The following is a 25,091-nucleotide window of genomic DNA, read 5'->3' on the forward strand; positions in this document are numbered from 1 at the left end:
AAATATACAAAATCATTAAACAAAACCTATATTTTCTCTATTAATTCTGCCATAGAATTAAAAACGACTATCCTATCAGATAGATTTTCTTTATCAATAAACTGAGTCAACCATCCGGTATACCAGAGTTCAGTAGTATCATCTAATAATTCATCTGTCATTTGAGCTATATACTCGTTAATGGCACTTCTCTCCGGCTGAACCGTTAAATAAGACACAAAAACAATAGATTCAAAATGTTTTTTCAGGTCTTTTAAGTTATCAATGGGCATACTCTCCCCTAAATAGACTGTTTTATATCCACTTAATAAAATTTCGTAATTGAGATACATCAACCCCAACTCATGTATTTCATTCATCGGAAGTGAAAGTACAAAAACCTTGTCTAATTTAGTACGTTTTTCCGCCTGAAGTTTTTCCGTATTGACCAATACTTTTTGTTTGATTAAGTAGCTGATAAAATGCTCATGAGCAGGAGTGATAGTATCAGTTTGCCATAATAAACCTAATTCTTCAAGCAATGGAATAAATACCTGATGAAATATTTCCTTAAATGACTTTTCTTCATTCAGCCAATTGTACGTGTTTAAAAAAAGTTCTTGATCAAAGTTCATCATAGCCATTTTGAAAGCGGTGATAGCATGATTTTTAGCACTCTTTGAAGATACAATTTCTTTTACCATCAATGGAATCTGTTCCTCTGGATAGGCCGAAATTTTAGATATTTTATATCCGTAATCGTGTAATAAAGTAATGTTCAACAGTTTTTGCAAACTCGCTAAATCATACAATCTGATATTAGTGTCTGTGCGCATGGGTTGCAGCACATTATATCTTTTTTCCCAAATACGTATGGTGTGTGCTTTTATACCGGAAAGATTTTCGAGATCCTTTATGCTAAAAACATTTTTTATATTGTTCATTATTTATTCATATTTATTAAACAAATATAAAAATAATTTAATTAAAAACCCTTATTATCGCCTTTAAACTTTCATTTTTGCTTAATTTTTCTATGCATTAGCATAAACAAAACAATTAGGAATATGACTTCTTTCCGAATATCAAATGGTAATTACAGCAGTTGCATTAACGATTTCTCTCCAACTTCCATCAAAAATCAAACTTTAGGAAACACCAAGGAAAAATGCATATACAAAAAAAGATAAGTAAAAGTCTACGCCTTTACTTATCTGATCTTAACATAAATACTCTTACTGTTTAAATTTATTTTTTTATGATTTCTTTGCTTGTAAAACCGTTTTGGTTGTAGATTGTTATAATATAGAGACCAGGGGAATGCCCACTTAAATCCACATTTATGTTTTCTGAATTTGATTTAATATCTTGTACTAAAGCACCAAAAACAGTAAACACTTTAACTCCAGTGACCACTTTATCAGATTGAATAATCACCCTATTTGAAAATGGATTAGGATAAACGGTAAATGAAGAAGAAGCTAGGTATGATTGAGTAGATAAGGCATTGTCATTTTTAGCAACCCAACTTGAGGCGATGTTATTGTCTAGAGAAGTGCTTACTAAGTCAAGATAATCTCCTCCTCCATCAGCTGATGTTGGCCATGGGTCAGCGTCAAAATACTCGACTGAATCAATTGTATTTCCATAGGCATCAGCGAGAACAATTTTTTGAGATTTATTGGATAGATTTCTAGTGAACTGACCAAAAGGAGCTATTCCATATTTATTTTGAAAAATCGTAGAATTACTAGCCAAATAAATAGTTCCTTCTGCTTCAATTGTTGAATTGTAAGGAAACTGATAGGTCAGTCCTAATTGTCTCAAATAAATCCCTGAAAGATTTATTTCCTGATTACCTATATTCTTAATAGCAATAAATTCTAAATCACTACTTACTGCAAAAGCAGTAGACGTTTTAGGATTGTAGTTAATTTTAGTAATTACAAGCGGTGGTAAAGTGACAGTAGAACAGTCAGAAAACGGCCCTATATTATTTGTAATCCAGGTAGTTCTTTCTTCAATAAAGGTTTTAACTCTATTTATATCGTTAGTGTGATCTCCGAGCGTTCCCCAACGTTCATTCTCCCGAGGTATAGCTTCACTGATATAACTTAAAGTGTTATCAATATAGGCAATTAGCACCTCTTTATTCAATGGTTGACCAGGTGCTATCACCTCGTTCCATCGCTTTGCTAAATAACATCTAAAATCTTCATTATCGAATAAATAAGTCCAAAATGGCGGACCGATTCTATTCCCATTGTTAAATTGCCATTGATCAACTTGACTGTCGCCGTTTGCAAATGTACTACCCAAACTTAGATTAAAATCCCACACTGGTCCTGCTCGCAATTTTCCATCTCTGTCTTTATGAAAAAAGGTACTGGACTGATAAACATCTGAATTAGAGCATAACTCATTCACCAACATAAAATCAACAAAGGAAGGTACATCAATAACAGTTTTGTACCCATCTTCTAAATCATTGTCGTAAGCATGGTCTTGCAATTTATTGAAGACACCTTCGATATACTGTGTCTGCTCAGTTGTCGCATTTTTAGATTTTGGTAAATCATGTACAAACTTAGTTTCGTCCATCCAGAAAGCGATGGGATCACCCCCGGTAGTTTTATCTGCTTTTGTAATATATCCTCCCGTGATATTGGGTAAAATATTATCTGTTTTTTCAATTTTTAAGACATCTACTCTGTTTTCATCTGATTTTATTTTTTCCTGAAAAACATACAGCCCTTTGTAATCTCCGTTAATCACAACCTCGCAAAATTGTGTTCTACTGGCATAATTCCCCAATTGTCTTGACATATAATAAGCCATGTAATCCCTAACTAAAGATGGGTCAAATCCTAATCCATTTAAGATCCAGTCATTCTCCTCTGGCATTCCAAAAATACTTACATTATTATTAGACGTATTGTCCGCTTTTAAGGTAGTTAAACCGTATTGTTTTTTTGGTAGAAGTTGAGTAGAAGAACCCCTAATTTCGATACCAATTCTACCACTATAATTTAAAAATCCAGGTGTATTTTGATCCGAAATAAAATTTCTAGTACCGTCTGGTCTCTTGATAATTTTCATACTTGCCAAAATTTTTGGCTCATCCAAAATTTCAAGTGGCAAATTTGTACTCGGATCATTATCAGTCGTAATAATTACAATAGGTAAATTACTCCCAGTAAAAGTTTGAGCAGTCACAGAATAAGAAGTAATGAATACAACTAACAAAATAATTGTTGAAATTGTATTAAGCTGAGTAATGTAAAATTTTTTCATAATCATATATCTCATTAAATTCATATTAAATTTAAAAAGAAATAATGATATAACCTATTGAAAAATAGAAGTTTAAAACAGTATACAAGACTATAAAAATTGAAAACTCTACGTTTTATGGAGGTATCTGCACGCGCTGTTTACACTCGATAATAGGTTTTAACCAAATAGAGATGGAGTACGCTATTTTGCCAGAAAGACTTTATATAGTTTATGAATAAGTTAAAAACTATCCTTTTAAAGGGACATCCTTGAATGAATTGAGCTTATCTAAATACAAAATAGTTTTAGAATTGTCCGTGCTTCGGGTGTACATCGGTTCAAATTTAGCCCCATAGATTACTTCCTCAAAAGTATAGGAAGTACGAGTGGCCACGGTATTACTGAACATATCATCAAACGTTTTTACAAAAACAAGGATCTCCCCGTGCGTATTGGCAAAATCCTCTTTCGTGAATTGGTATAGGGGACTTTCCTCAGTAATGGGATGTACTAAAGTCCAGCTCAAGGGCAGTGCGTTTACCTTTTCTAATTCTAAATCCAACGCATAGAACTTATTAACCTTCTTTCCGTTTTCCTCCACGCTCATCCCTAAAGTTATTTTCGCTTCCGCATCGGTAAAATTCGTGTTTTTATACGGCGTTAAGCGTATCATCAGTCCTGAGATATCTCCATAAGGTGCAATCACTGCATTGTGTGAGAATTTTAGAAAAGCAGTTGGCTTGCTGAACTTTCCAAAGAACAATCCTGTGGCAATAGCAAAACTCAATAAACCAATTAATGCCTCGGCGGCTGAAAGTGCGCTGGTCAAAAAACCAGTGGGACTGATATGTCCATAACCAACCGTGGTGAAGGTTTGTGCACTAAAAAAATAAGCTTGACCAAATTTAACCCATTCACTGTCCGTACTTGTAATTCCGTCCAAATGTTCGATTCCAATTACATAATAAATAGTGGCAAATATAAAATTGATACTCACATAAAACGACAGAATAATAAGCATGAATCTCCACACTGCCATATCAATCATGGTATGATACCAGCTGATGCGCTGCAAAACAGGCATTCCTCGCTTCTCTACATTAGCGCTTCCGTTTTTGTTGACAAAACGACCGCCATAACTATTGGCATTAGTACCAAATCCTGTATTCTTATCCGCTTTTGCTCTTAGATTTATTCTTTCTAACAATGCCATTATTTATGTCTTATATAGGAAGTAAAATTAGATAAAATTACCAAGCATCCAAAGATTATGTTCCGAAGGAAAATCACCGCAACATCCCAAGACCGTAATTCCTAATGAAACTAGGGCCAAAACTCAATCAACCACTTTAAAAGTCTTTCATTTCAATCTCAAACCTGATCGAATAATACCACATACTATCAGAATTATTTATTTTATTTATCATTCGAACCCGAAAAAATTTTTATAAAAGTAAACTTGGAAAATATCTTTTTTAAGCTTAATACGTTTGGTTATCACCGTTTCCATGCTCTTCCTTCCTGTTGCCAGCGTGGTAGGAATCTCTCCGCTTCCGTTTCTTAATTTTGCAATTATGATAGGCATCGTAGTTCTCTATATCATTACAGCCAACTTTTTGAAAGTTTAGTTTTTTTAAAATATAGGGCTAATTGAAAATTAATACTTCGTTCTTTATACTAACAATTAAAATTAGCTGTCAATCAATAAATTTTTACTCCGCATTTCATAAATGACTTAAAATCAGTATCTTTATGTGTGTTGTGACATTTTATTGTATAAACTTTTGAGACATGTATAACGAAATCCTAAAAGACAGAACGGAAGCGGCATTTTTGCTTTCAGAAAAATTAAAAAAGTACAAAAACAGCAATTCAGTTGTTTTAGCGGTACCTAGAGGTGGTGTTCCACTTGGCTATATAATTGCCAAAAGCTTACAACTACCTTTAGACATTGTTCTTTCTAAAAAAATAGGGCATCCATCCAATAAAGAATTTGCGATTGGCGCCGTTTCACTGAATTCTACCATTTTAGATGAACATCCTACTGTCCCAAAAGAATACATAGAAAATGAAATTGCTAGACTCCGAAATGTACTTCGCGAAAAATACAAACTCTACAGAGGCGATCGAGAACCCCAAGTTCTTGAAAATAAAAATGTTATTCTCGTAGATGATGGAATAGCAACAGGAAATACACTATTAGCAAGTATAGAAATGTTGCGAAAACAGCATCCTGCAAAAATCATTGTTGCTGTTCCAGTCTTACCCTACGATACTGTCCCCCTATTTGAAAAACATACCGATGAGCTCATCTATTTGATTGCTTCAAAAAATTTCAGGGGCGTGGGCGGATTTTACAAAGATTTTCAACAGGTAGAAGACGAGGAGGTAATCAAAATGATGCAAGCCAACTAACCGCTGGAGTAAAAGTTAAACATTACCATGTACTTATTATAAGAAAGGAAATTATGAAAAAACTAGAACTTGACATCCCCCTAACGTATGTAACATTAAAAGGAAATTTAATAATTCCTGAAGAGGCAACAGGAATTGTTGTGTTCTCACATGGTAGTGGCAGTAGCAGGTTTAGCACCCGAAATAGGATGGTTGCTGAACTCATTCAAAAACAAAAAATAGGCACTCTATTATTTGACCTGCTAACAGTCGAAGAAGATAGCGTTTACGAAAATCGATTTAATATTGACCTTTTGGTTAGCCGATTAATAGAAACTACGGAATGGCTTATGAATTATAATGAAGCGAAGGACTTGCCCATCGGCTATTTTGGAGCCAGTACGGGAGCGGCTTCGGCATTGCGGGCGGCGGCTTATTTTGGTGATACCATAAAAGCGGTGGTCTCTCGCGGTGGTCGACCAGACTTGGCGCTTAGCGCTTTGCATCAGGTGACTGCTCCCACATTACTAATTGTAGGAGGCAATGATGTGCCTGTTATCGAAATGAATAAGACAGCTTATGACGAATTACATTGTACAAAAGAAATGAAAATTGTTGCCGGAGCAACCCACCTATTCGAAGAGCCGGGAAAACTCTCTGAAGTCGCTGATTTAGCGATTAGCTGGTATAAAAACCATTTGGTCACTACACAAGGAGCTTCATTAAATTACTTCTAAAATCCCAATTTAGGGATTTTTTTGTGTGCTGTCAAAAGAAATACCTACTTGAGCAGTAAATCTACTATTTAGACTCATTTTTTTTTATATTTGACAATAAGAAAAAAACGTTCAAAATGCCCGATAAAAAAATAATCGAAGACCATCCGTATATCCGTTATAGCAAACCTATTCTTTCTGACGAAGAAATGCTCGAACGTTCCCTCTCTTTTTATGAAGCCATGGACAGCAGACGTTCGGCAAGGGAATTTTCAGACAGAGCAGTTCCTCGAGAAGTAATTGAAAATATAATAAAAACAGCCTCTACCGCTCCTTCTGGTGCGCACAAACAACCTTGGACTTTTTGTGTAATTGAAAATCCCGAAATTAAAAAGAAAATTCGCATCGCTGCTGAAGAGGAAGAACTACAAAGTTATGAGTCCCGTATGTCTAGTGATTGGTTGGACGATTTAAAACCGTTGGGAACAGATTGGCACAAGCCGTTTCTAGAAACCGCTCCCTATCTCATCATCGTTTTTAGACGCATTTATGAATTTGGTGCTGACGGCAAAAAGAAAAATAACTATTACGTTCAGGAAAGTGTTGGATTGGCTGCCGGATTTTTGTTGGCAGCGATACATAATGCAGGTTTGGTTTCCTTAACTCATACTCCTAGCCCAATGAATTTCCTGACCAAAACTCTGGGTCGACCGGATAATGAGAAACCTTTTCTATTGATTCCCGTTGGCTATCCAGCCGAAGAATGTTGGGTTCCAGATTTACAAAGAAAAGGACTCGAAGATATTTGCGTCTTCTATTGATTGAAACAAATACGTACCTTTAACAAAAGCTATAACCATGAAGAAATTAACCAAAGAAGATATAAGTCAGGAAGTATTTGACCTTTACGATGACTACGCACATAACAAAATTGACAGAAGAAGGTTCGTTGAAAAATTATCCTTGTTTGCGGTAGGAACGCTTACTGTTCCTTCTCTACTTAGTTTTATGACGCCTAATTATTTAGATTCCATTTTGATTAAACCCAGTGATCCACGGTTAAAATCAGAATATATCACATACGAGTCCCCGAAAGGTGGAGGAAAAATTAAGGCTCTTTTATCACAGCCAACGGAAACGAAAAAGAAACTACCCGGAATCATCGTAGTACACGAGAACCGCGGACTAAATCCTTATATCGAAGATATAGGACGTAGAGCTGCCATAGAAGGCTTTATCACTCTGGCACCAGATGCTTTATCGCCATTAGGCGGTTATCCTGGAAATGATGACGATGGAAGAGAATTACAAAAAAAACGGACACGTGAAGAAATGCTAGAAGACTTCATTGCGGCCTATGAGTATCTCAAGTCCCACAAAGAGTGTAATGGCCAAGTAGGAGTTGTAGGATTCTGTTTTGGAGGTTGGATTGCCAATATGATGGCGGTGAAAATTCCAACTTTAGCGGCAGCAGTTCCTTATTATGGTGGGCAACCCACTGCCGAAGAAGCAGCGCAAATAAAAGCACCGCTATTACTGCAATACGCAGGTTTAGACAGTCGGGTAAATGAAGGTTGGCCAGCATATGAAGCCATACTCAAAAAAAATAAAGTAGAAAACACCGCCTATACGTATCCCGGGGTCAATCATGGCTTTCACAACAATACCACACCCCGATACGATGATGCAGCTGCTACCTTATCGTGGACAAGAACAATTGATTTTTTTAAAGAAAAACTAAACAAATAGTAGATTATGGCATCAGGAATTTTTGCACTGCTAGACGATATTGCAGCACTTATGGATGACGTTGTGGTGATGAGTAAAATAGCAACAAAAAAAACAGCAGGAATATTAGGCGATGACTTAGCTGTCAATGCTGAAAAGGCATCAGGTTTTGTTTCCTCAAGAGAAATCCCTGTGTTGTGGGCCATAACAAAAGGTTCTTTTTTAAACAAACTAATCATCCTGCCACTCGCGTTGCTACTAAGTTATTTTATTCCCTGGTTAATTACGGTCGTCCTTATACTTGGAGCTATCTATCTTGCCTTTGAAGGTGCCGAAAAAATATACGAATACATAGTTCCTCATGAACAGGAGGGTACTAAAATTGACACCATAATCCCGAGCAAAGAGGAAGTATTAGCTCTCGAAAAAGGAAAAATAAAAGCAGCCATTCTAACTGATTTTATACTATCGATAGAAATCGTGATTATAGCCCTAGGTAGCGTAGAAGGAAAACCGATTACGACCCAAGTTATTGTAGTCACTTTTATTGCCTTTTTAGCCACCGTAGGAGTCTATGGTATTGTCGCCGCCATCGTACGAATGGATGATTTAGGAATGCTACTAACTGCTAATAGGAGTAAAACCTCTAAATTTATTGGTAAGCAGTTGATACAATTGCTACCCATAGTCATTAAAAGCCTAGCCTTTATAGGAACCATCGCATTAATTCTGGTCGCAGGAGGAATATTCATGCATAAAATCGAACCGGTGCATCATTTACTACAAAACCTACCTTCGATAGTTGGAGAGGCCCTAGCTGGACTAGTGGGCGGAATCATAGCATTAGTTGTCGTAAAAGGATTTAAAAAAATATTTGGCAAGAAAAACGATGCTATTAAAAATTCAGACACTACAAATTAATGATTACTATTCAACGTATTGAAACCTCTAATCCTCTTTATCAATTAGAAACCGATTTAAGAAACCGCATATTACTGCGCCCCATTGGTGTTCCAGATCATACTTGGGAAATGCACGATCATAAAGCCTGGCATTTTGTGGCGGTTGAAAGTAATGCTGTCATAGGATGTGTGGTATTGAATCCGCTCAACCCTGATAAAACCAAAACCCAACTCATGCAAATGGCCGTTGAAACGAACCAACAAGGAAAAGGCATCGGGAAATTATTAGTGAAGGAGTTACTGTCTTTTTGTAATGCTAACGGAATAAAAGAAGTCGTATGTCATGCCCGACACAATGCAGTACCTTTCTACTTAAGCTTAGGATTCGAAATATACGATGCCCCCTTTGTAGAAGTAGGAATTCAACATTCTCATATGAGAATTAATCTAGACAATTAAAAAGACACAATGAATACAGACAACACTTCTTACGCCGAAGCAGCAATGCTGATTAGAAAACCAATCTCTGAAGTATTTGAAGCCTTTATAAATCCAGAAATCACGACTAAGTTCTGGTTTTCAAAATCCTCAGGAAAACTAGAAGAAGGAAAATCGATTGATTGGGTTTGGGAAATGTACGGCAACCACGCTGTTACCGTTAAAGTACTTTCTCTTTTAGCAAACGAATCGATTGTTGTTCAATGGGGAGAAGATGAAAAGGCAATAGCCGAATGGGAATTTAATGATTTAGGCGAATCTAAAACCTTTGTTACTATAACATACAATGGAATTCAAGGAAGAACGGACGCGATGTGTGACCAAATTAGAGATGTTACCGAAGGCTTTACACTCGTTCTAGCGGGACTAAAAGCCTACCTAGAACACAATATTCAACTGAATTTAGTAGCAGATCGGTTTCCTATAGAATTAACTGCGGAATAAAAAAAGCTTTTAGAATGATACATTTCTTTAATAAAATACATCATAAACATATAAGGATTAGATATTTAGGTATATTTGAGAATAAATAAAGTCTGACTAACATGAGACCTGTCTCTTTAAATTAGGGGTGATAGGTCTGATTTCATTAGACCTATCTACTAGTTAGCAAACAGTTTAAGACAAACGCAAGAAAAAAAGCTTAAAAATGAAAATAAGTTATAAAAAAAGACAAATGAATATCAATCTAATTTTCGGGTTGATGTGGTTAGTTTGGTTTTTTATCGGAATCCTAACAGAAGATGAACCGAATTGGACTGATTATGGTTGGATTGTAATTTCTGCAATGTATTTGAGTGGATATTTTTACCAAAGGCAAAATAAATATTTAACAATTGAAAACGGACTTATAAAAGAGAATAGTCCATTTGGAAAGAAAATAAATCTAACTGATATAAAGCAAATCAAAAAATTTGCTGGAGATTATATCATAAAAACTGAAAAAACTGAATTGACAATCAATACACAAATAATCGACCCGAATTCACTTGCTGAATTGAAAAACGAATTGGATAAACTGAACGTCGAATGGAGTTAAAAACCGATTTGCTAAAAGCCATTTTGAGCTAGCTGGAGTATAGTGGAATTATGGTTTCGCATCGAATTTTCGGTAAACCGAAAATTGAACGGTTACGAATTCTCAGCTCAAAGTCACAAACATAAAATGCACCCACTAGCGCTCATTTTCAACGAGTACCAATTTTAATTTCCTGCACCATTGTAACGTTTGCAACGCGATTACCTTAATTTAGATTTATGAAATCAACTACTAATCCGTAAACTTGCCAGATGAGAACCTTTCTTTTTATTATACTAATCGTATTTTTTTCCTGTTGTTCGAAAGCCGTTTTTCAACCCAAATGGACTAATGACAAAGCACCCGAAAATTTTACAGCTCGGTTTGAAACCTCAAAGGGCGTTTTTGATATTCAAGTAAACAGAACTTCTTCGCCGATGGCAGTTGACCGTTTTTATCAATTTACTAAACATCATTTATACGACAACACGCTCTTTTACAGAGTCGTTCCAGACTTTGTAGTGCAATTTGGCAATAGTGACACTACACAAACGGGACCTTGGAACAAATTCAAAATATCCGATGAAAAAGTATTGAAAAGCAATATAAAAGGTGCTTTAAGCTATGCCCGAGATGGAAAAGATACCCGAGGCAATGATTTATTCATTAATCTTAAGAATAATTCGCGCCTTGACACGGTTAACTATAATGGTGTAAAAGGATTTCCTTCCTTTGGTACTGTCGTAAAAGGAATGGAAGTGGTCGAATCTATCTATTCTGGCTACGGAAATGCTACCATAGACCAATACGATTCCTTATCTCCCAATCGCGCTAAGTTTTTGAAAACTTTTCCCAAATTAGACTCCATTAAGAAAGTCTATATCTTAAAAAGAAGGCTTTAAAATTTCACTAAATTTAATTCTACATTTCAAACCCGCTCTGCGAGTGCGTATGAAGGGGTTTTGTATATAAAAACTGAACTTCAAACTCCTTGAAATACTAAGAGAGACAACAAATAAGGTCCCTTTTCATGCTATGTAAACAAAATAGCCTATATTTGAGTATAGAAGCATAAAATACTGATTAACAAATATATAGTATATTAAAATAATCGTTAAATCCTAAAAAAGAAATAAAATGAAAGCACTAGTTTATTATGGCGATCATAAAATCGCTTTAGAAGAAAAACCAAAACCTACTATCCTAAAACCGACAGATGTAATTGTAAAAGTATTAAAAACAACTATATGTGGAACCGATTTAGGTATTTACAAAGGTAAAAACCCCGAAATTGAAAGTGGACGCATCCTTGGTCACGAAGGTGTAGGTATAATTGAAGAAGTGGGTGCCAGTGTATCGCAGTTTAAAAAGGGAGAAAAGGTTTTAATTTCATGCATTACTTCCTGTGGTTCTTGCGAATATTGTAAAAAACAAATGTATGCTCATTGTACAGATGGAGGTTGGATTTTAGGGTATATGATTGATGGAGTTCAAGCAGAATATGTTAGAATTCCTCATGCTGATAATAGCCTACATAGAATCCCTGAAAGTATTGATGATGAAATCGCCGTTTTGTTAAGCGATATTTTGCCTACTGGTCATGAAATAGGTGTTCAATACGGAAACGTAAAACCTGGCGATGAAATTGCAATTGTTGGCGCAGGTCCAGTTGGGATGTCTGTACTTTTAACAGCGCAGTTCTACTCTCCTTCTAAAATAATCATGATTGATTTAGATGACAACCGACTTAAATTAGCCAAAGAATTAGGTGCTACACATACCATTAATTCTGGAACTACAAATGTTGAAGAAGCTGTTAAAGAAATAGTGGGTGGTGATGGTGTAGATGTGGCGATTGAAGCAGTTGGTATTCCTACAACTTGGGATATTTGTCAAAAAATAGTTAAACCAGGAGCTCATATTGCTAATGTAGGCGTTCATGGTGTAAAAGTAGATTTTGACATTCAAAAACTATGGATTAAAAATCTAACCATAACTACTGGACTGGTAAACACAAATACAACTCCAATGCTATTGAAAGCAGTTTCTGCTAATCGCATGGATTTAAAGAAAATGATCACACATCGTTTTCCTCTTTCTGAACTTGAACATGCATATCAAGTGTTTTTAAATGCTGCAGAAGAAAAAGCATTGAAAATCATTATTACTAATGAATAAATAATCACCGGAATAAATAGAATAGGAAAATGATTGCAGCAGCCATTCTATTTATAATACTAGGAATTTTAATAAAATACAGGAAAATGTATTTCCTTATAGCAGCTAATAACACCATGCCGAAGGAGGAAAATAAAAAACTAATTTTAATAGCTTTGTTTATAACAGCAGTTACAACAGGATGCAACCAGCACACTCCTCTTTTACCAGAGAACAGTCAAGGCAGTAATCCAGAAGTAACGAAGCTAATTCAAGACACAACTCAATTAGTCCCTACAAAACCTGCAACTTATTTAACCTATCTATCATCAACCAAAGATCCGCTAGACTATTGCAATGGTGCTATTAGCGATAGCGATGGATACAGGAAGACAATTACCCATAAAGTAATAACGAACACAGTCATAGACAAAATGACCCCAAATGAGTTAGCTAAAGCCACAGTACTGGCTGCCACTTCTGGAAAGTGTAATAGAATTATGGAGCAAACCACCATAAAAGTAACAGGGAATACTGCTTATATTGCTGCCATCGAAGGATCGGCTGGTATTTCAATAACCATGTGTAGTTGTCGCCCGGAAATTGAAGTTAACTTATTGCAGCTAGAAGGTATAAATAAAGTGGTGTTTGAGTTATAGAATAATGACTCCCTCGCTACTTCTATAGTCTCGCTCGAACGCCGCTAAACAAATAAATTCATCTACTAGAATGACCTATATTTACTTTATAATTAATTAAAAAGATGCTGACTACCGCTTTTTAGACGAAATGACATTGACATTAACAAATATATTATGAAGCATTTTTCCGTTATCCTTTTACTTTTTGTTTTTTGTCAATTATTTGGTCAGAAAAAACAGTGCTTCTGTGACAAAAACACTTTAATGAATGGTTCAACTATTAGTTGTGAAACTATTAAATTAAAAAATAATTCCAAATTATATTGGCAATATAACTGTGACAGAATTTGGTTAACTCTTGAAAATACTGAGGGAAATAAAGTAACTGTAGACGAAGTAGATATTGACCTTTATAATTATACACATAGACTTGGCTTTCATCTAATCAAAGAATATGAAAATACATTGCTTTTTAGAAGTGGTTGCTCCGCGAGTGGTCCATGCTCTTATATTTTAATTGACAAGAATAATGGAGAAAAAATAGACGAATATGGACAACTGATTTGCATTGATACTGACAGTCTATGGAGTGAGGTTTCTCGTAAATATGAATTTGATTTTATTGTATATCTATCACAAGATTCAGATGATTTAATTATATATTTCATTGATACCAAACAGACAATTAAAATTCCATTTAAAGAGAAGTTTACAGCTATAGTTCCCGAGCAACAGTTTGATAAAATGTCTTTAGATAATAGCATCTTGACCCTTTTCTATAGTACAGAAGAAGATCCACAAAAAACGTTAAAAATAAATTTAGCTCCAAAAAATGCATTTGGCGACGAGAAATTCTGATGATATGATTCATAATTAAAAATCAGAAAATTCCTGTTTTCATTCTAGTATTTTACTAAATTTGATTGATATTCAATCGCAAGTTTTCTTCACAGACTGACGTTGCGCACCATTTTATTAGAATGAAACCGGAAAATGGAACAACTAAAAAATTAAATTAATATGTTTGAAAATTTATTATTTATAATTCCATTATCGATGGGAATAGTGTTTTCACTAGCAGGACTTATAACGCTAAAATTTCCTCCACAAAAAATTAATTCGCTTTATGGTTACAGAACTCCAAGTTCAATGAAAAGTGACGAAAGATGGACTTTTGCTCAAAGCTATTCTTCAAAAGAAATGATTAAACTTGGAGTGATATTGTCTGCTTGTTCCTTGTTTGGATTTTTAACAACTTTTGACAACTTCACAAATATGATTATTGGCTTAAGTCTTATGATTACAATGGTTATTATACTTTTACTGAGAGTCGAAAAAGCAATCAAAAACAAATTTGACAAAGTGTAAATAAGAAAAACGACTGCACAATAGCTAGAGGTCCTATTTAAAGCAGAATTAAGTTATTAGCAACTTCATAACCTTGTTTCTACATACAAATAACAAAAAATTACAGCCAAAAAAAAAGCCCCTTGATAGGGGCTTTTCAATATAGTGACTTGAGCTTATTTACTCAAATACATTTTTCTTCTAGAATACAATTCGTAGAATTGATCGTCTTTTAAGTCATCAATAAATAAGATACTTTCTCCTGTTGATTTCATTTCTGGTCCTAATGCTTTGTTGACATTGTGGAACTTGCTGAAAGAGAAAACCGGTTGTTTAATTGCATATCCTTTTAATTGCGGATTGAATTTAAAGTCGGTTACTTTATTGTGACCTAACATTACTTTCGTAGCGTAGTTTACATATGGCTCTCCGTAAGCTTTTGCAATAAACGGAACCGTACGAGACGCTCTAGGATTAGCTTCAATAATATAAACAATATCATCTTTTATCGCAAACTGTATGTTAATTAAACCTACGGTTCTTAAACCTAATGCTATTTTCTTAGTATGATCTTTTATTTGTTGCATTACAAATTCACCCAGATTAAAAGGAGGTAAAGTTGCGTTACTATCACCAGAGTGTACTCCGCAAGGTTCTATGTGCTCCATAATTCCTATGATATACACATTTTCACCGTCGCAAATTGCATCAGCCTCTGCTTCTATCGCACCATCAAGATAATGATCTAAAAGTAATTTGTTTCCTGGAATTGTTTTCAATAAATTGACAACGTGCTCTTCAAGTTCTTGCTTGTTGATTACAATTTTCATTCCTTGACCACCTAACACATAAGAAGGACGAATCAATAATGGGAAGTCTAAAGTATCAGCTAGTGCAGCAGCCTCATCAGCAGTTTCTGCAATTCCGAATTGTGGGAAAGGAATTTTCAATTCCGTTAGCAACTCAGAGAAACGTCCTCTGTCTTCGGCTAAATCCAAAGCATCAAAGCTGGTTCCTATAATTTTTATTCCGTATTTAGATAATTTTTCTGCTAATTTCAGCGCTGTTTGTCCACCAAGCTGTACAATTACACCTTCTGGTTTCTCATGTTGGATAATATCGTAGATATGTTCCCAAAAAACCGGTTCGAAATACAATTTATCGGCTGTATCAAAATCAGTCGAAACTGTTTCAGGGTTACAGTTAATCATGATCGTTTCATAACCGCACTCTTGGGCAGCCAAAACTCCGTGTACACAAGAGTAATCAAATTCGATTCCTTGTCCAATTCTATTTGGGCCTGACCCAAGAACAATTATTTTCTTTTTATCAGTAACAATGCTTTCGTTATCTACATAACGTGTTCCATCAGCCTTTTCAATTTCGGCTTCAAAAGTAGAGTAGTAATAAGGCGTTTTTGCTTTGAACTCCGCCGCACAAGTATCTACTAATTTAAATACACGGTTGATGTTCATATCCATACGCAACGTATGTACTTGACTTTCAAGACAACCTACCATGTGTGCAATTTGTCTATCGGCAAAACCTTTTTGTTTCGCTTCTAACAACAATTCTCTTGGTAAAGCGTCTACTTTATAAGTAGAAATCTCTTTCTCTAAGGTATAAAGCTCTTCGTATTGTTTCAAGAACCACATATCGATTTTAGTGATTTCGTGAATACGGCTCAAAGGAATTCCCATGGCAATCGCATCGTAGATCACAAAAACTCGGTCCCAACTTGCAAAAGTCAGTTTCTCGATAATTTGTTCGTAGTTTTTATATCCTTTTCCGTCAGCTCCTAAACCATTTCTTTTAATTTCTAATGACTGCGTAGCTTTGTGCAAGGCTTCTTGGAACGAACGTCCAATTCCCATTACTTCACCAACAGATTTCATTTGAAGTCCTAATGTTCTATCAGCTCCTTCAAACTTATCAAAGTTCCAACGCGGTATTTTTACAATCACATAATCCAAAGTTGGTTCAAAAAGAGCCGAAGTTGATTTGGTAATTTGGTTTTGCAATTCATCCAAGTTGTAACCCAAAGCTAATTTTGAAGCAATCTTTGCAATAGGATAACCAGTTGCTTTAGATGCTAATGCAGAAGAACGAGATACACGAGGGTTAATTTCGATTGCTACGATATCTTCTTTTTCGTCAGGCGAAACGGCAAATTGCACGTTACAACCTCCTGCAAAGTTTCCGATACTACGCATCATCAAAATGGCCATATCACGCATTCTTTGGAAAGTTGGATCAGATAACGTCATCGCTGGCGCAACCGTAATAGAATCTCCAGTATGAATTCCCATAGGATCCATATTTTCAATCGAACAGATAATTACAACATTGTCGTTTTTATCTCTCAAGAGCTCCAACTCATATTCTTTCCAACCCATTAAAGCTTTATCAATCAACACCTCATGAATAGGTGATGCTTCTAAACCTCTGGTTAAAAGTTCATCAAAATCTTCTTTTTTATACACGATAGCCGCTCCAGTACCTCCTAAAGTAAAGGAAGGACGGATTACTAACGGAAAACCAAATTCCTGTGCAATTTCTTTACCTCTAAGGTAAGAAGTACATATCTCTGCAGGTGCAGATGGTACTCCAATTTTCTTAAGCAATTGTTTAAACTGCTCTCTGTCCTCAGTAATATTAATAGCGTTCACATCAACACCTATCATTTTTACCCCAAAATCCTGCCAAATTCCCTTTTCATCTGCTTCTAAACACAAGTTCAAAGCCGTTTGTCCACCCATAGTAGGCAAAACAGCATCAATTTGAGGATGTGCTTTTAGAATTTCGATTATCGACTTAGTCGTTAGGGGTTTCAAATAAATATGATCGGCCATGGATGGGTCGGTCATAATCGTTGCCGGATTCGAATTTATCAAGATAACCTCAATTCCTTCCTCACGGATAGAACGAGCTGATTGTGATCCTGCATAATCAAATTCACATGCTTGACCAATAACAATAGGACCTGAACCTATAATTAAGACTGATTTTATGGATGTATCTTTTGGCATTTTACTAAAATTATGTGTAGTTTATTGTTGTAGTTGTTCTCTAATCTTTTTTATTGTAAATCAGCAGAATAGCGCTCTTAATTGTTACAAAAATCCAGATATGCTTCTAAAAAAAATAATAATTTAACGACAAGGTATAAAAAAAGGCGATACTAAAAAAAGTAACGCCTTATTTATGTTTATACAAACATTATTTTTTGTGTCTTGGTTCGCAAGAAACAGTCAATTTATGTCTTCCTTTAGCTCTTCTTCTAGCAAGAACTTTTCTTCCATTCGGAGTCTCCATTCTGTCCATGAATCCGTGCTTATTTCTTCTTTTTCTTTTCGATGGTTGAAACGTTCTTTTGCTCATTGCTTTGTATCTTTAAAATCTTATTTATATGTCTTCCCGTTTTTGAATATTCGTTACCCTAAAACCGAGTGCAAATATACAAAGACTTTTTTTTCTCACAAGTAGTTTTGTAAAAATATTTTCAATTCATTTTACTATATTTGCGTTCATAAAACAAACTTACTATGTTTCACAAGAATATTAAACTTATTATCGCCGGACTTCTCGTAATTACTGGCATTTGGCAATTTACTGAAAACAATATCGGCAATGGAATTTTCCTTATATTATTGACTGCAATTCCAATTTTCCTTTATTTCAAAAACGAATTCATCCTTTTAGCATTTTTAAAACTAAGAAAACAGGATTTTGAAGGAGCAAAAAAATGGCTGTCTTTCATTAAAAATCCAGAAACAGCTTTAGTAAGAAAACAACAGGGGTATTTCAATTACCTTCACGGAATCATGCTTTCGCAAACTAATATCAATCAAGCCGAGAAATATTTCAAGAAAGCAATCGAATTAGGATTGTCTATGGATATGGATTTAGCTGTTGCTAAATTGAACCTGGCGGGAGTTGCAATGTCAAGAAGAAGAAAGTTAGAAGCTACTAACCTTCTAAACGAAGCAAAAAGACTAGATAAACAAGGTATGCTGAAAGAACAGATCACCATGATGAAAGGTCAGATGAAAAAGATATAATTTAAAAAAGGGCAAATAATTTCATTTTGCCCTTTCTTATTTTTGTTACTTCAAAAATATCAAGCATTAAAAAACGCAGCTTCGCAAATCTATTGAAAAATAGTAATTGTGAAGCTGCTTTTTTTATACAATCTAAAGTTAAGATACAATAACACCTTTTTCTTTTGTCATTTTTCAAAGAAAAGAAAACCTCCAATAACCAATAAAGTCACTGCAAAAACTCTCTTTAATATTTTTTGATCAATATGAATCGCCAGTTTACTTCCGAAATAACCGCCTACCACAAACACTAACGATATTATAATTGCAAAGCGCCAATCTATAAATCCCGCTTTATGATAATTAATTACAGCAAGTAAGGTAACAGGTGGCAACAAAGCAGCTAAACTAGTTCCCTGCGCCTGTTGCTGCGTAAATCCCATCAATAATAAAAGCGGAACCATTATAATTCCTCCTCCAATTCCTATCAAGCCACTCAAAACACCAGCAGTTAAGCCAATGCACATTAACAAAATTATAGTTTGAATTGTCATTTTCATGTCATTTTAGATTAATATCCACTCAATGGAATTTCAATTGTATATTTTTTATTCGTTGGATTCTCTAATTTTTTATCCCTAAGCCATGGGTTGTGAATTTTTAAAATCTTATAGTTTATCCCCTGTGCTTTCGCAAAACTAGCTAAGTCATTAATCGTACTATCTACGGCAATTTTTTTTGTTGGCAATATTGCGTACAGTTCTTCATTTGCTAAGGAGAATCCAAATTTGTCAGGGTTTTTCATAATTTCTTTTAGTGCCAAAATTCGGAATACATAACGAGACGTTTCTTCAGTAAGCAACAAATCATAATAATTAGATTCTTTTTGGATGTCCATTTGTTTGTTTACTCCGCCCATTCCGCCATTATAAGAAGCAGCAGCTAATGTCCAAGTTCCAAATTTTGCTTTGGCAATCAAAAAATAACTACAAGCTGCTTCTGTTGATTTTTCTAAATTATAGCGTTCATCAACAATATCGTTTACTTCCATACCTCTTTCCTTAGCCGTTTCAGGCATGAACTGCCATACCCCTCTTGCGCCAGCACCAGATACAGCATTGACTAAACCGCTTTCTATAACTGCCAGGTATTTAAAATCATCAGGAATACCATTTTCCTTAAGAATGGGTTCAATAACAGGAAAAGCGCGGTTGGCTCTTTTTAGCGCTAAAATAGTGGAAGCATGGAGATTTATATTCACAATCAACTCCCGATCCAAGCGTTCTTTGACATCCGAAATTTTTAGTGGTGTTGCTTCTCCAGCAAAATTAGCAGTAACTGGAAAATAGGGCGACACATATTCTTTTTCTTTATCTAGTTTGTCTTTGGATGCATAAGTAGTCGCAAAAATCAACAGACCGCTTGCAAAAACCACCGTAAGTAGGATACTTATTCTCTCTATTCTTTTCATTTTTAGTATTTTTAGCATTTATATCAGGCCACAACAATCAGTCTATACTTGTATTTGTTCCCAAAATAATAGCGCCCAAATTAGCATTAAACCACCTGTATTTATTCAAAATCATGATGTGAGTTCCTCCTTCTACCACAGTACATTCTTTGATGTACTTTATTGGAAAAACATCATCCATGTCACCATGAATGTGAACTACACTTTCGTCAGGGACTGTTCGATCCCAAAGAATCACTTTCTCTACTGCCCATTCTAAATAACCGATATCCCGAACTGACAGGAACTTTTCATATAATTTCAATCGATGATTAATCTTTGCCCCAAAGGAAAATTTGGCTAAATTCTCCAAATTCAATATCAAACTCATCGGAATCAGTTTATAAGCTTTAGTCGTCTTGGCAATTTTCATTCTTCGGGGGAATTCCAAATTACTCTTTACACTCGAGATGATGATTACTTTTCTAACATCGATATATTTTGCGATTTCTTGAACTAAAATACCGCCAAACGAAACTCCGATTAAAACTGGGTTTTCACGTTTAATTTTTTTGGCAATTCTTTTAGCGTACTCGTCCAAAGACTCCTTAGCCAGCGGAATCTCCCATTCTAAAAGATGGACTTCAAAATCAGCCTCCGAAAGTTGTATTCTCTCAAAAATCGCGGTACTTGCCGCTAATCCCGGCATAAAATAAACTGGTATTTTACTCATAATTGTGCTTCGATATTTTACAACAGATTGCCATCTAATTATTACAAATTCCCTATAAAATTAATTTTTTTATTGAAACCAACTTCGAATCTACCTTTATATTAGCAATAAATTATGACTGCTTCTCCTCAGAAATCTAAAACTGAAGGCAAAGCACCTTTAGTATAAGCTAAGATCAATTGCTACCTTTCCTTTCGATATTTATGCCATTCCCTTCCAATGTGTCTTAAAATATTAAAACTCCATTCGGTAATAAAGAGGAAAAGTGATTCAGATCAAAAGTACCCGAACAAGAGTAGAACACTGCGAAATTAATACGAACCAAAATTAACTTACAAAAACGCTGTAAGTACTTATGTTTACTGACAAAGAGTACGTTAACATCAAGTTATAAGTTAAAATAATTTGATACTGAGAAGCAAAGCAATACCTTTGTAAAGGTTTTTTTATAAAAAAAACATAATACTATAACTATAATATTAGTTCATTGACAAACTTTTTTTTATTTTCTAATTTTAGAAAACAACACTACCACACTACATAAGGCACACTTCCTTATAAAACGGCGTCTATCTGTTTTTTTACTTATGGTCATTAGCATTAAATAACCAAGTTTTGATAGCCAGAAGCAATCAAGAAAGCGGTTGGTTTTTATTAATTTGAAATAAAAACAACACTAAATTTAAAAATACTATTGGTTGAAATACCAATAAATCCTCAATAATAAAACTTGGATAAACATTATCCAGGTCATAAATACTTAAATAAACAATATGGAACAATCTAGCATCATCATGGAAATCAAAGACAATACTTTCGCAAGACAATTTGAAACCACAGTAGAAGAAGGGTTAGTTTCAGTTGAATATTCTTTTCAAGAAAAAAAAATATTTTTGACCAAAATAAATACCCCTGATCAGTTTGAAAATGAAGAATTTGTAGCTCAGTTACTTTCTGAAATAATGGCAATTGCGATTGAACGAAAATTAAAAGTAGTTCCAATACTTCCAAAAATCGTGGTATTTTTTAAAAAAAATCCCATTTACAAAGAACTACTTCCTCCTGGAATTAGGCTTTAAAAAAAGAGAAATACCTTTTGTTTTTTTATTGCTCCTCTTTTTTACTTTTAGAATTATTAGACCTTTTGGTTTCTCGAGCTGACTGTCTTATTTGACGATTAGTTGGAGTGGCTGGAATTGGTCTGACCTGACGTCTCGTCGATTCTCTAATTTGTTCTCTTGTGGAAGGCTGCACCTGACGTCGTGTTGATTCTCTATTTTGTTCTCTTGTAGAAGGCTGCACCTGACGTCTCGTTGATTCTCTATTTTGTTCTCTCAAGGAAGGTTGCACTTGTTGTCTCGTAGATTCTCTATTCTGCTGTCTTGTTGAAGGTCTGACTTGTTGTCTTGCCGGCGCTCTGTTTTCTCTTATTATTTCTTGTCTCGAAGGCCTTCTAATGGGAGCGGCGGGTCTTTTAAACATTCTTCCTTCATAAGTATTTCTATAAGCTCCGCTCATTCTGTTTCTTTCTACGATACGAGAGGTTGTTCGTCTTTTTTGATAATAAGAATAATTAGCAGGATACCTTACATAGGCTACTCTTCGATAATAAGGACTTCTATAATAATGATAGTGAATATCCCAATAGTTATAATATACGATGGGACTCCATGGAAAGTAATACCTAGGATAATATCCCCAATGCCAAGGCGAGATATATACCGAAAAGGCTGGCGAGAAAAGATACGCTACTATGGGCCAGCTATCGACATAAACCACAGTATTGCTATAATTATTTTCTCTAGCAATTACTGCCAGATCATCGACGTAGCCAGGATTTGGCGTTTCGGCACTACTATACGAAGGTTCTACAATGTAATCTTCCCCATACAAAGCTACATCTCCAATAACTTGCACAATAACTCTACCCGAATTATTTTTACTGACTTCAATAACCGCCACATCTTGATATTCCGTACTACTAACCGCTACACGCAGCACAATGGAATGAAAATGCCCTTGATCGTAACTCAACACTGAAATATAATCAACTAGATTGTCATTGTTCAAATCCAGATTATTAATATTAGAATCCTTAGAGTTAATTGCTCTTTCAAATTCCTCCAATGTTTTTGAATCTTGAAAAACATCCAAAACTGCGTACAGATTAAGATTATCTCCCGGCAACCCCAAGGCTCTAACTTCACTTGGCGTTTGGGCAAATAATGAACTACTGGAAAAACCTGTAATTAAGAATAGTACAGTTAAAATTAAATATTTCATGTTTAGTAATTTTAAATATTGCTAGTATACTCAATTACAAGATACAAAATATAAAAACACAATATACTAACAATCAATATTTTAACTATTTTATTTAAAACCCACCTTCAGAAGTATCAATTTTAATCTAATACATAAAATACCTTACCGTAAAGAAAACGGCATTTGAATAAATCGTATAATTTTCACTTTTTTTTATTGCTATAAATTTCAATTCTGCTACACACAATTAAAAATCTACATCCTATTTTTTAATTTTTTTTCAGGTTATCGATTTTCTTGCGCGATAGGAAAAAATATAGCACCTTAAAAATTTCATGGCGATAATTTTACTATATTTAACCTTGTTGAAGGAATATCAGTAACTCGATTAGACACAAATAATAAAATCAAAACCCGTTACTTTTTGACTGTTTTTAATGAATCAGTCATAATCGTATTTCTATTTTTGTACTAAATTGGTTTATAAATTCACACATCTATACATTCAAAACGCAAAAAAACTCACTCAACAATTTATTATACTATGGAAACACCAATTAAGATGAAAAAATATCTAGCTCTTTCCATTCTTACTTTTTTCTCGTTTGCAGGTTATGCTCAAATAGACGTTTCTATATCCCTAGAGAAAGCAATTGAAAAAGCAATTGAAAAAAACAGTTCTATCAAAAACAAGGAACTTGAAATTGAAAAATTAAATCTACAGGAAAAGAGTGTCTGGAATAAATACATCCCAACTGTGGATGCTACTGCTATTTATTCCTATTTTGATAATCGACTGACCATAGACCTCCCTACTGCAACTATTCCTATTGTTAATTACCCCCTATTTGACGGAAAAACAGCTTTCGATAATTATGGAAATCTTTTCAACGGAAGTGTAATGGCAAAAACGGTTTTGTTTAGTGGCTTGCAAATTCCAAACGGAGCAAAAGCACTTCAACAAAAAGCCAAAGGAACAGAGTATCTGAAAGAATCTGAGAAAGATGGGGTCATCAAAGAAGTCATCAACAGTTTTGATCAGCTCGCCTTATTAAATGAAGTCGAAAAATTAGTAAATGACAGTGATAAAAGATTGCAGACGGAAACGAAAAGAGTTACAAGAGCAATTGAAGAAGGACTTGCCATTCCTTATGACAGAGATAAAATAAAGTTAGCTTCATTAGAATTAGAATCAAAAAAAATTGAATTGGAAGGAAAACGGAAATTAGTCTATAAAAAAATTCAATACCTGACTGGTTATTCCGTTTCTGAGATTGACGCAGTTCAATATAATCTAGTTCCCTATTTAATTGCATCAGATAAATTATCTACCGAAAACAAACAAGAAATTAAAGCGCTAGAGTCTTTTAAAATGGCAAATGAATTTCTATTAAAAAAGGAAAAAGGAACTTTCCTTCCTACTTTGGGCGCTTTTGGTGGAGTTTCTTATTCCAGTCTATTTAATGCCCAAACTACGACCCCAATAATTACCGGAATAAATGAAGCCTTGTATTTAGGACTGAACGAAATGACAATCAGCCAAAATTGGGTTGTTGGTGCTGCGATGAAATGGGAAGTTTTTGCTGGTTTTGAGAGAAAACATAAAGTCCATGAAGCCAAAATTAACATTGAACAAATTCAAAACCAGATTGATGACACAAAAGAGAAATTACAATTGCTCTTAGAGAACAACTTTGTAAATTATTCGGTTTTAAATCAAAAAATTGAAATTGCAGAACAGCAAGAAAAGGCTGCGGCAAACAATTTGAACATGGCAACAAAACAATATAAAGAAGGTTTAATAACTGTTTCGGAACGTTTAGAAGCTGAAAATGATTCCTTCAAAGCCTCGGTCAATAAAATAAATATTTTAGTCGAACAACGATTATCAGCTATTGAAACTATCATAGCAACTGGAGAATTAACAAAAAATCTATCAAAATAAAA

At 34.6% G+C, this 25,091-nt stretch carries 25 protein-coding genes; 16 read left to right on the top strand and 9 right to left on the bottom strand.

The genetic code is table 11. The features are described 5' to 3' along the window. Positions 1-26 precede the first annotated feature (26 nt). The 3 genes from QO182_RS00345 to QO182_RS00355 form a co-directional block, all read right to left on the bottom strand. Entirely contained in the window at positions 27-923 is an 897-nt protein-coding gene (locus tag QO182_RS00345) for a MerR family transcriptional regulator (RefSeq protein ID WP_371541185.1), read from the bottom strand. 304 nt (positions 924-1,227) lie between these two features. Next, entirely contained in the window at positions 1,228-3,273 is a 2,046-nt protein-coding gene (locus QO182_RS00350) for a CotH kinase family protein (protein ID WP_371559246.1), read from the bottom strand. A 229-nt stretch (positions 3,274-3,502) separates the two neighbouring features. After that, entirely contained in the window at positions 3,503-4,468 is a 966-nt protein-coding gene (locus tag QO182_RS00355) for an ion channel (RefSeq protein ID WP_371541179.1), read from the bottom strand. A gap of 578 nt (positions 4,469-5,046) precedes the next feature. Here QO182_RS00355 and QO182_RS00360 point away from each other — a divergent pair. The 13 genes from QO182_RS00360 (at position 5,047) to QO182_RS00420 (ending at position 14,677) form a co-directional block, all read left to right on the top strand. Beyond that, positions 5,047-5,670: a phosphoribosyltransferase gene (locus QO182_RS00360; RefSeq protein WP_371559250.1), complete on the top strand. Its 624-nt coding sequence runs from the start codon at positions 5,047-5,049 to the stop codon at positions 5,668-5,670. Positions 5,671-5,723: 53 nt separating this feature from the next. Next, positions 5,724-6,386, top strand: coding sequence for a dienelactone hydrolase family protein (locus tag QO182_RS00365; RefSeq protein ID WP_371541173.1), 663 nt, complete (start codon positions 5,724-5,726; stop codon positions 6,384-6,386). Between the two features lie 116 nt (positions 6,387-6,502). Next, on the top strand, positions 6,503-7,186 hold the full coding sequence (locus QO182_RS00370) for a nitroreductase family protein (RefSeq protein WP_371541170.1): 684 nt from the start codon (positions 6,503-6,505) through the stop codon (positions 7,184-7,186). A gap of 37 nt (positions 7,187-7,223) precedes the next feature. Then, positions 7,224-8,114, top strand: a complete 891-nt coding sequence (locus tag QO182_RS00375; RefSeq protein WP_371559255.1) for a dienelactone hydrolase family protein — start codon at positions 7,224-7,226, stop codon at positions 8,112-8,114. Positions 8,115-8,120: 6 nt separating this feature from the next. Beyond that, the gene (locus tag QO182_RS00380; protein WP_371541165.1) at positions 8,121-9,014 is read left to right on the top strand and encodes a DUF808 family protein; all 894 of its coding nucleotides are present in this window, start codon (positions 8,121-8,123) and stop codon (positions 9,012-9,014) included. Next, on the top strand, positions 9,014-9,454 hold the full coding sequence (locus QO182_RS00385; protein WP_371559260.1) for a GNAT family N-acetyltransferase: 441 nt from the start codon (positions 9,014-9,016) through the stop codon (positions 9,452-9,454). Before QO182_RS00380 ends, QO182_RS00385 begins: the two co-directional genes overlap by 1 nt. A 9-nt stretch (positions 9,455-9,463) precedes the next feature. Beyond that, positions 9,464-9,937, top strand: coding sequence for an SRPBCC family protein (locus QO182_RS00390; protein WP_371559265.1), 474 nt, complete (start codon positions 9,464-9,466; stop codon positions 9,935-9,937). A gap of 232 nt (positions 9,938-10,169) precedes the next feature. Beyond that, entirely contained in the window at positions 10,170-10,532 is a 363-nt protein-coding gene (locus tag QO182_RS00395; protein ID WP_371541160.1) for a hypothetical protein, read from the top strand. A 251-nt stretch (positions 10,533-10,783) separates the two neighbouring features. Further along, entirely contained in the window at positions 10,784-11,413 is a 630-nt protein-coding gene (locus QO182_RS00400) for a peptidylprolyl isomerase (protein ID WP_371559267.1), read from the top strand. A 235-nt stretch (positions 11,414-11,648) separates the two neighbouring features. Beyond that, a complete protein-coding gene (locus QO182_RS00405; RefSeq protein WP_371541155.1) occupies positions 11,649-12,689 on the top strand; it encodes a zinc-dependent alcohol dehydrogenase family protein in 1,041 nt (346 codons plus the stop codon). Positions 12,690-12,718: 29 nt separating this feature from the next. After that, complete coding sequence (locus QO182_RS00410) at positions 12,719-13,327, top strand: DUF3784 domain-containing protein (RefSeq protein ID WP_371559272.1); 609 nt, start codon at positions 12,719-12,721, stop codon at positions 13,325-13,327. Between the two features lie 156 nt (positions 13,328-13,483). Further along, positions 13,484-14,167, top strand: a complete 684-nt coding sequence (locus QO182_RS00415; RefSeq protein WP_371559276.1) for a hypothetical protein — start codon at positions 13,484-13,486, stop codon at positions 14,165-14,167. 162 nt (positions 14,168-14,329) lie between these two features. After that, entirely contained in the window at positions 14,330-14,677 is a 348-nt protein-coding gene (locus QO182_RS00420) for an SdpI family protein (protein WP_371559280.1), read from the top strand. Positions 14,678-14,832: 155 nt separating this feature from the next. On the opposite strand, the gene carB is transcribed toward QO182_RS00420, so the two are convergent. Further along, positions 14,833-17,685 (bottom strand): carbamoyl-phosphate synthase large subunit, encoded by a 2,853-nt coding sequence (gene carB / locus QO182_RS00425; RefSeq protein ID WP_371559293.1) that lies wholly within the window; start codon positions 17,683-17,685, stop codon positions 14,833-14,835. 190 nt (positions 17,686-17,875) lie between these two features. Continuing rightward, the gene (gene rpmH, locus QO182_RS00430) at positions 17,876-18,037 is read right to left on the bottom strand and encodes a 50S ribosomal protein L34 (RefSeq protein WP_074723512.1); all 162 of its coding nucleotides are present in this window, start codon (positions 18,035-18,037) and stop codon (positions 17,876-17,878) included. A gap of 164 nt (positions 18,038-18,201) precedes the next feature. Between rpmH and QO182_RS00435 the strand changes: the two genes are divergently transcribed. Further along, positions 18,202-18,717, top strand: coding sequence for a DUF2892 domain-containing protein (locus QO182_RS00435; protein WP_339920921.1), 516 nt, complete (start codon positions 18,202-18,204; stop codon positions 18,715-18,717). Positions 18,718-18,884: 167 nt separating this feature from the next. Here the strand turns inward: QO182_RS00435 and QO182_RS00440 are convergent, their stop codons facing one another. Genes QO182_RS00440 through QO182_RS00450 form a run of 3 tightly spaced genes read right to left on the bottom strand, consistent with a single transcriptional unit; the run spans position 18,885 to position 20,879 of the window. After that, positions 18,885-19,250 (bottom strand): sulfite exporter TauE/SafE family protein, encoded by a 366-nt coding sequence (locus QO182_RS00440; RefSeq protein ID WP_371541146.1) that lies wholly within the window; start codon positions 19,248-19,250, stop codon positions 18,885-18,887. A 17-nt stretch (positions 19,251-19,267) separates the two neighbouring features. Then, positions 19,268-20,167, bottom strand: coding sequence for a lytic transglycosylase domain-containing protein (locus QO182_RS00445; protein WP_371559298.1), 900 nt, complete (start codon positions 20,165-20,167; stop codon positions 19,268-19,270). A gap of 37 nt (positions 20,168-20,204) precedes the next feature. After that, positions 20,205-20,879 (bottom strand): esterase/lipase family protein, encoded by a 675-nt coding sequence (locus QO182_RS00450; RefSeq protein ID WP_371559302.1) that lies wholly within the window; start codon positions 20,877-20,879, stop codon positions 20,205-20,207. A 794-nt stretch (positions 20,880-21,673) separates the two neighbouring features. Here QO182_RS00450 and QO182_RS00455 point away from each other — a divergent pair. Then, positions 21,674-21,958, top strand: coding sequence for a GNAT family N-acetyltransferase (locus tag QO182_RS00455; RefSeq protein ID WP_074723593.1), 285 nt, complete (start codon positions 21,674-21,676; stop codon positions 21,956-21,958). A gap of 25 nt (positions 21,959-21,983) precedes the next feature. Here QO182_RS00455 and QO182_RS00460 read toward each other — a convergent pair whose 3' ends face one another. Then, positions 21,984-23,162, bottom strand: coding sequence for a hypothetical protein (locus QO182_RS00460; RefSeq protein WP_371559306.1), 1,179 nt, complete (start codon positions 23,160-23,162; stop codon positions 21,984-21,986). A gap of 544 nt (positions 23,163-23,706) precedes the next feature. Between QO182_RS00460 and QO182_RS00465 the strand changes: the two genes are divergently transcribed. Beyond that, a complete protein-coding gene (locus QO182_RS00465) occupies positions 23,707-25,089 on the top strand; it encodes a TolC family protein (protein ID WP_371559307.1) in 1,383 nt (460 codons plus the stop codon). The last annotated feature ends 2 nt before the right edge of the window (positions 25,090-25,091 follow it).

It is taken from the genome of Flavobacterium sp. Arc2 (assembly GCF_041431385.1).
GTDB lineage: Bacteria > Bacteroidota > Bacteroidia > Flavobacteriales > Flavobacteriaceae > Flavobacterium.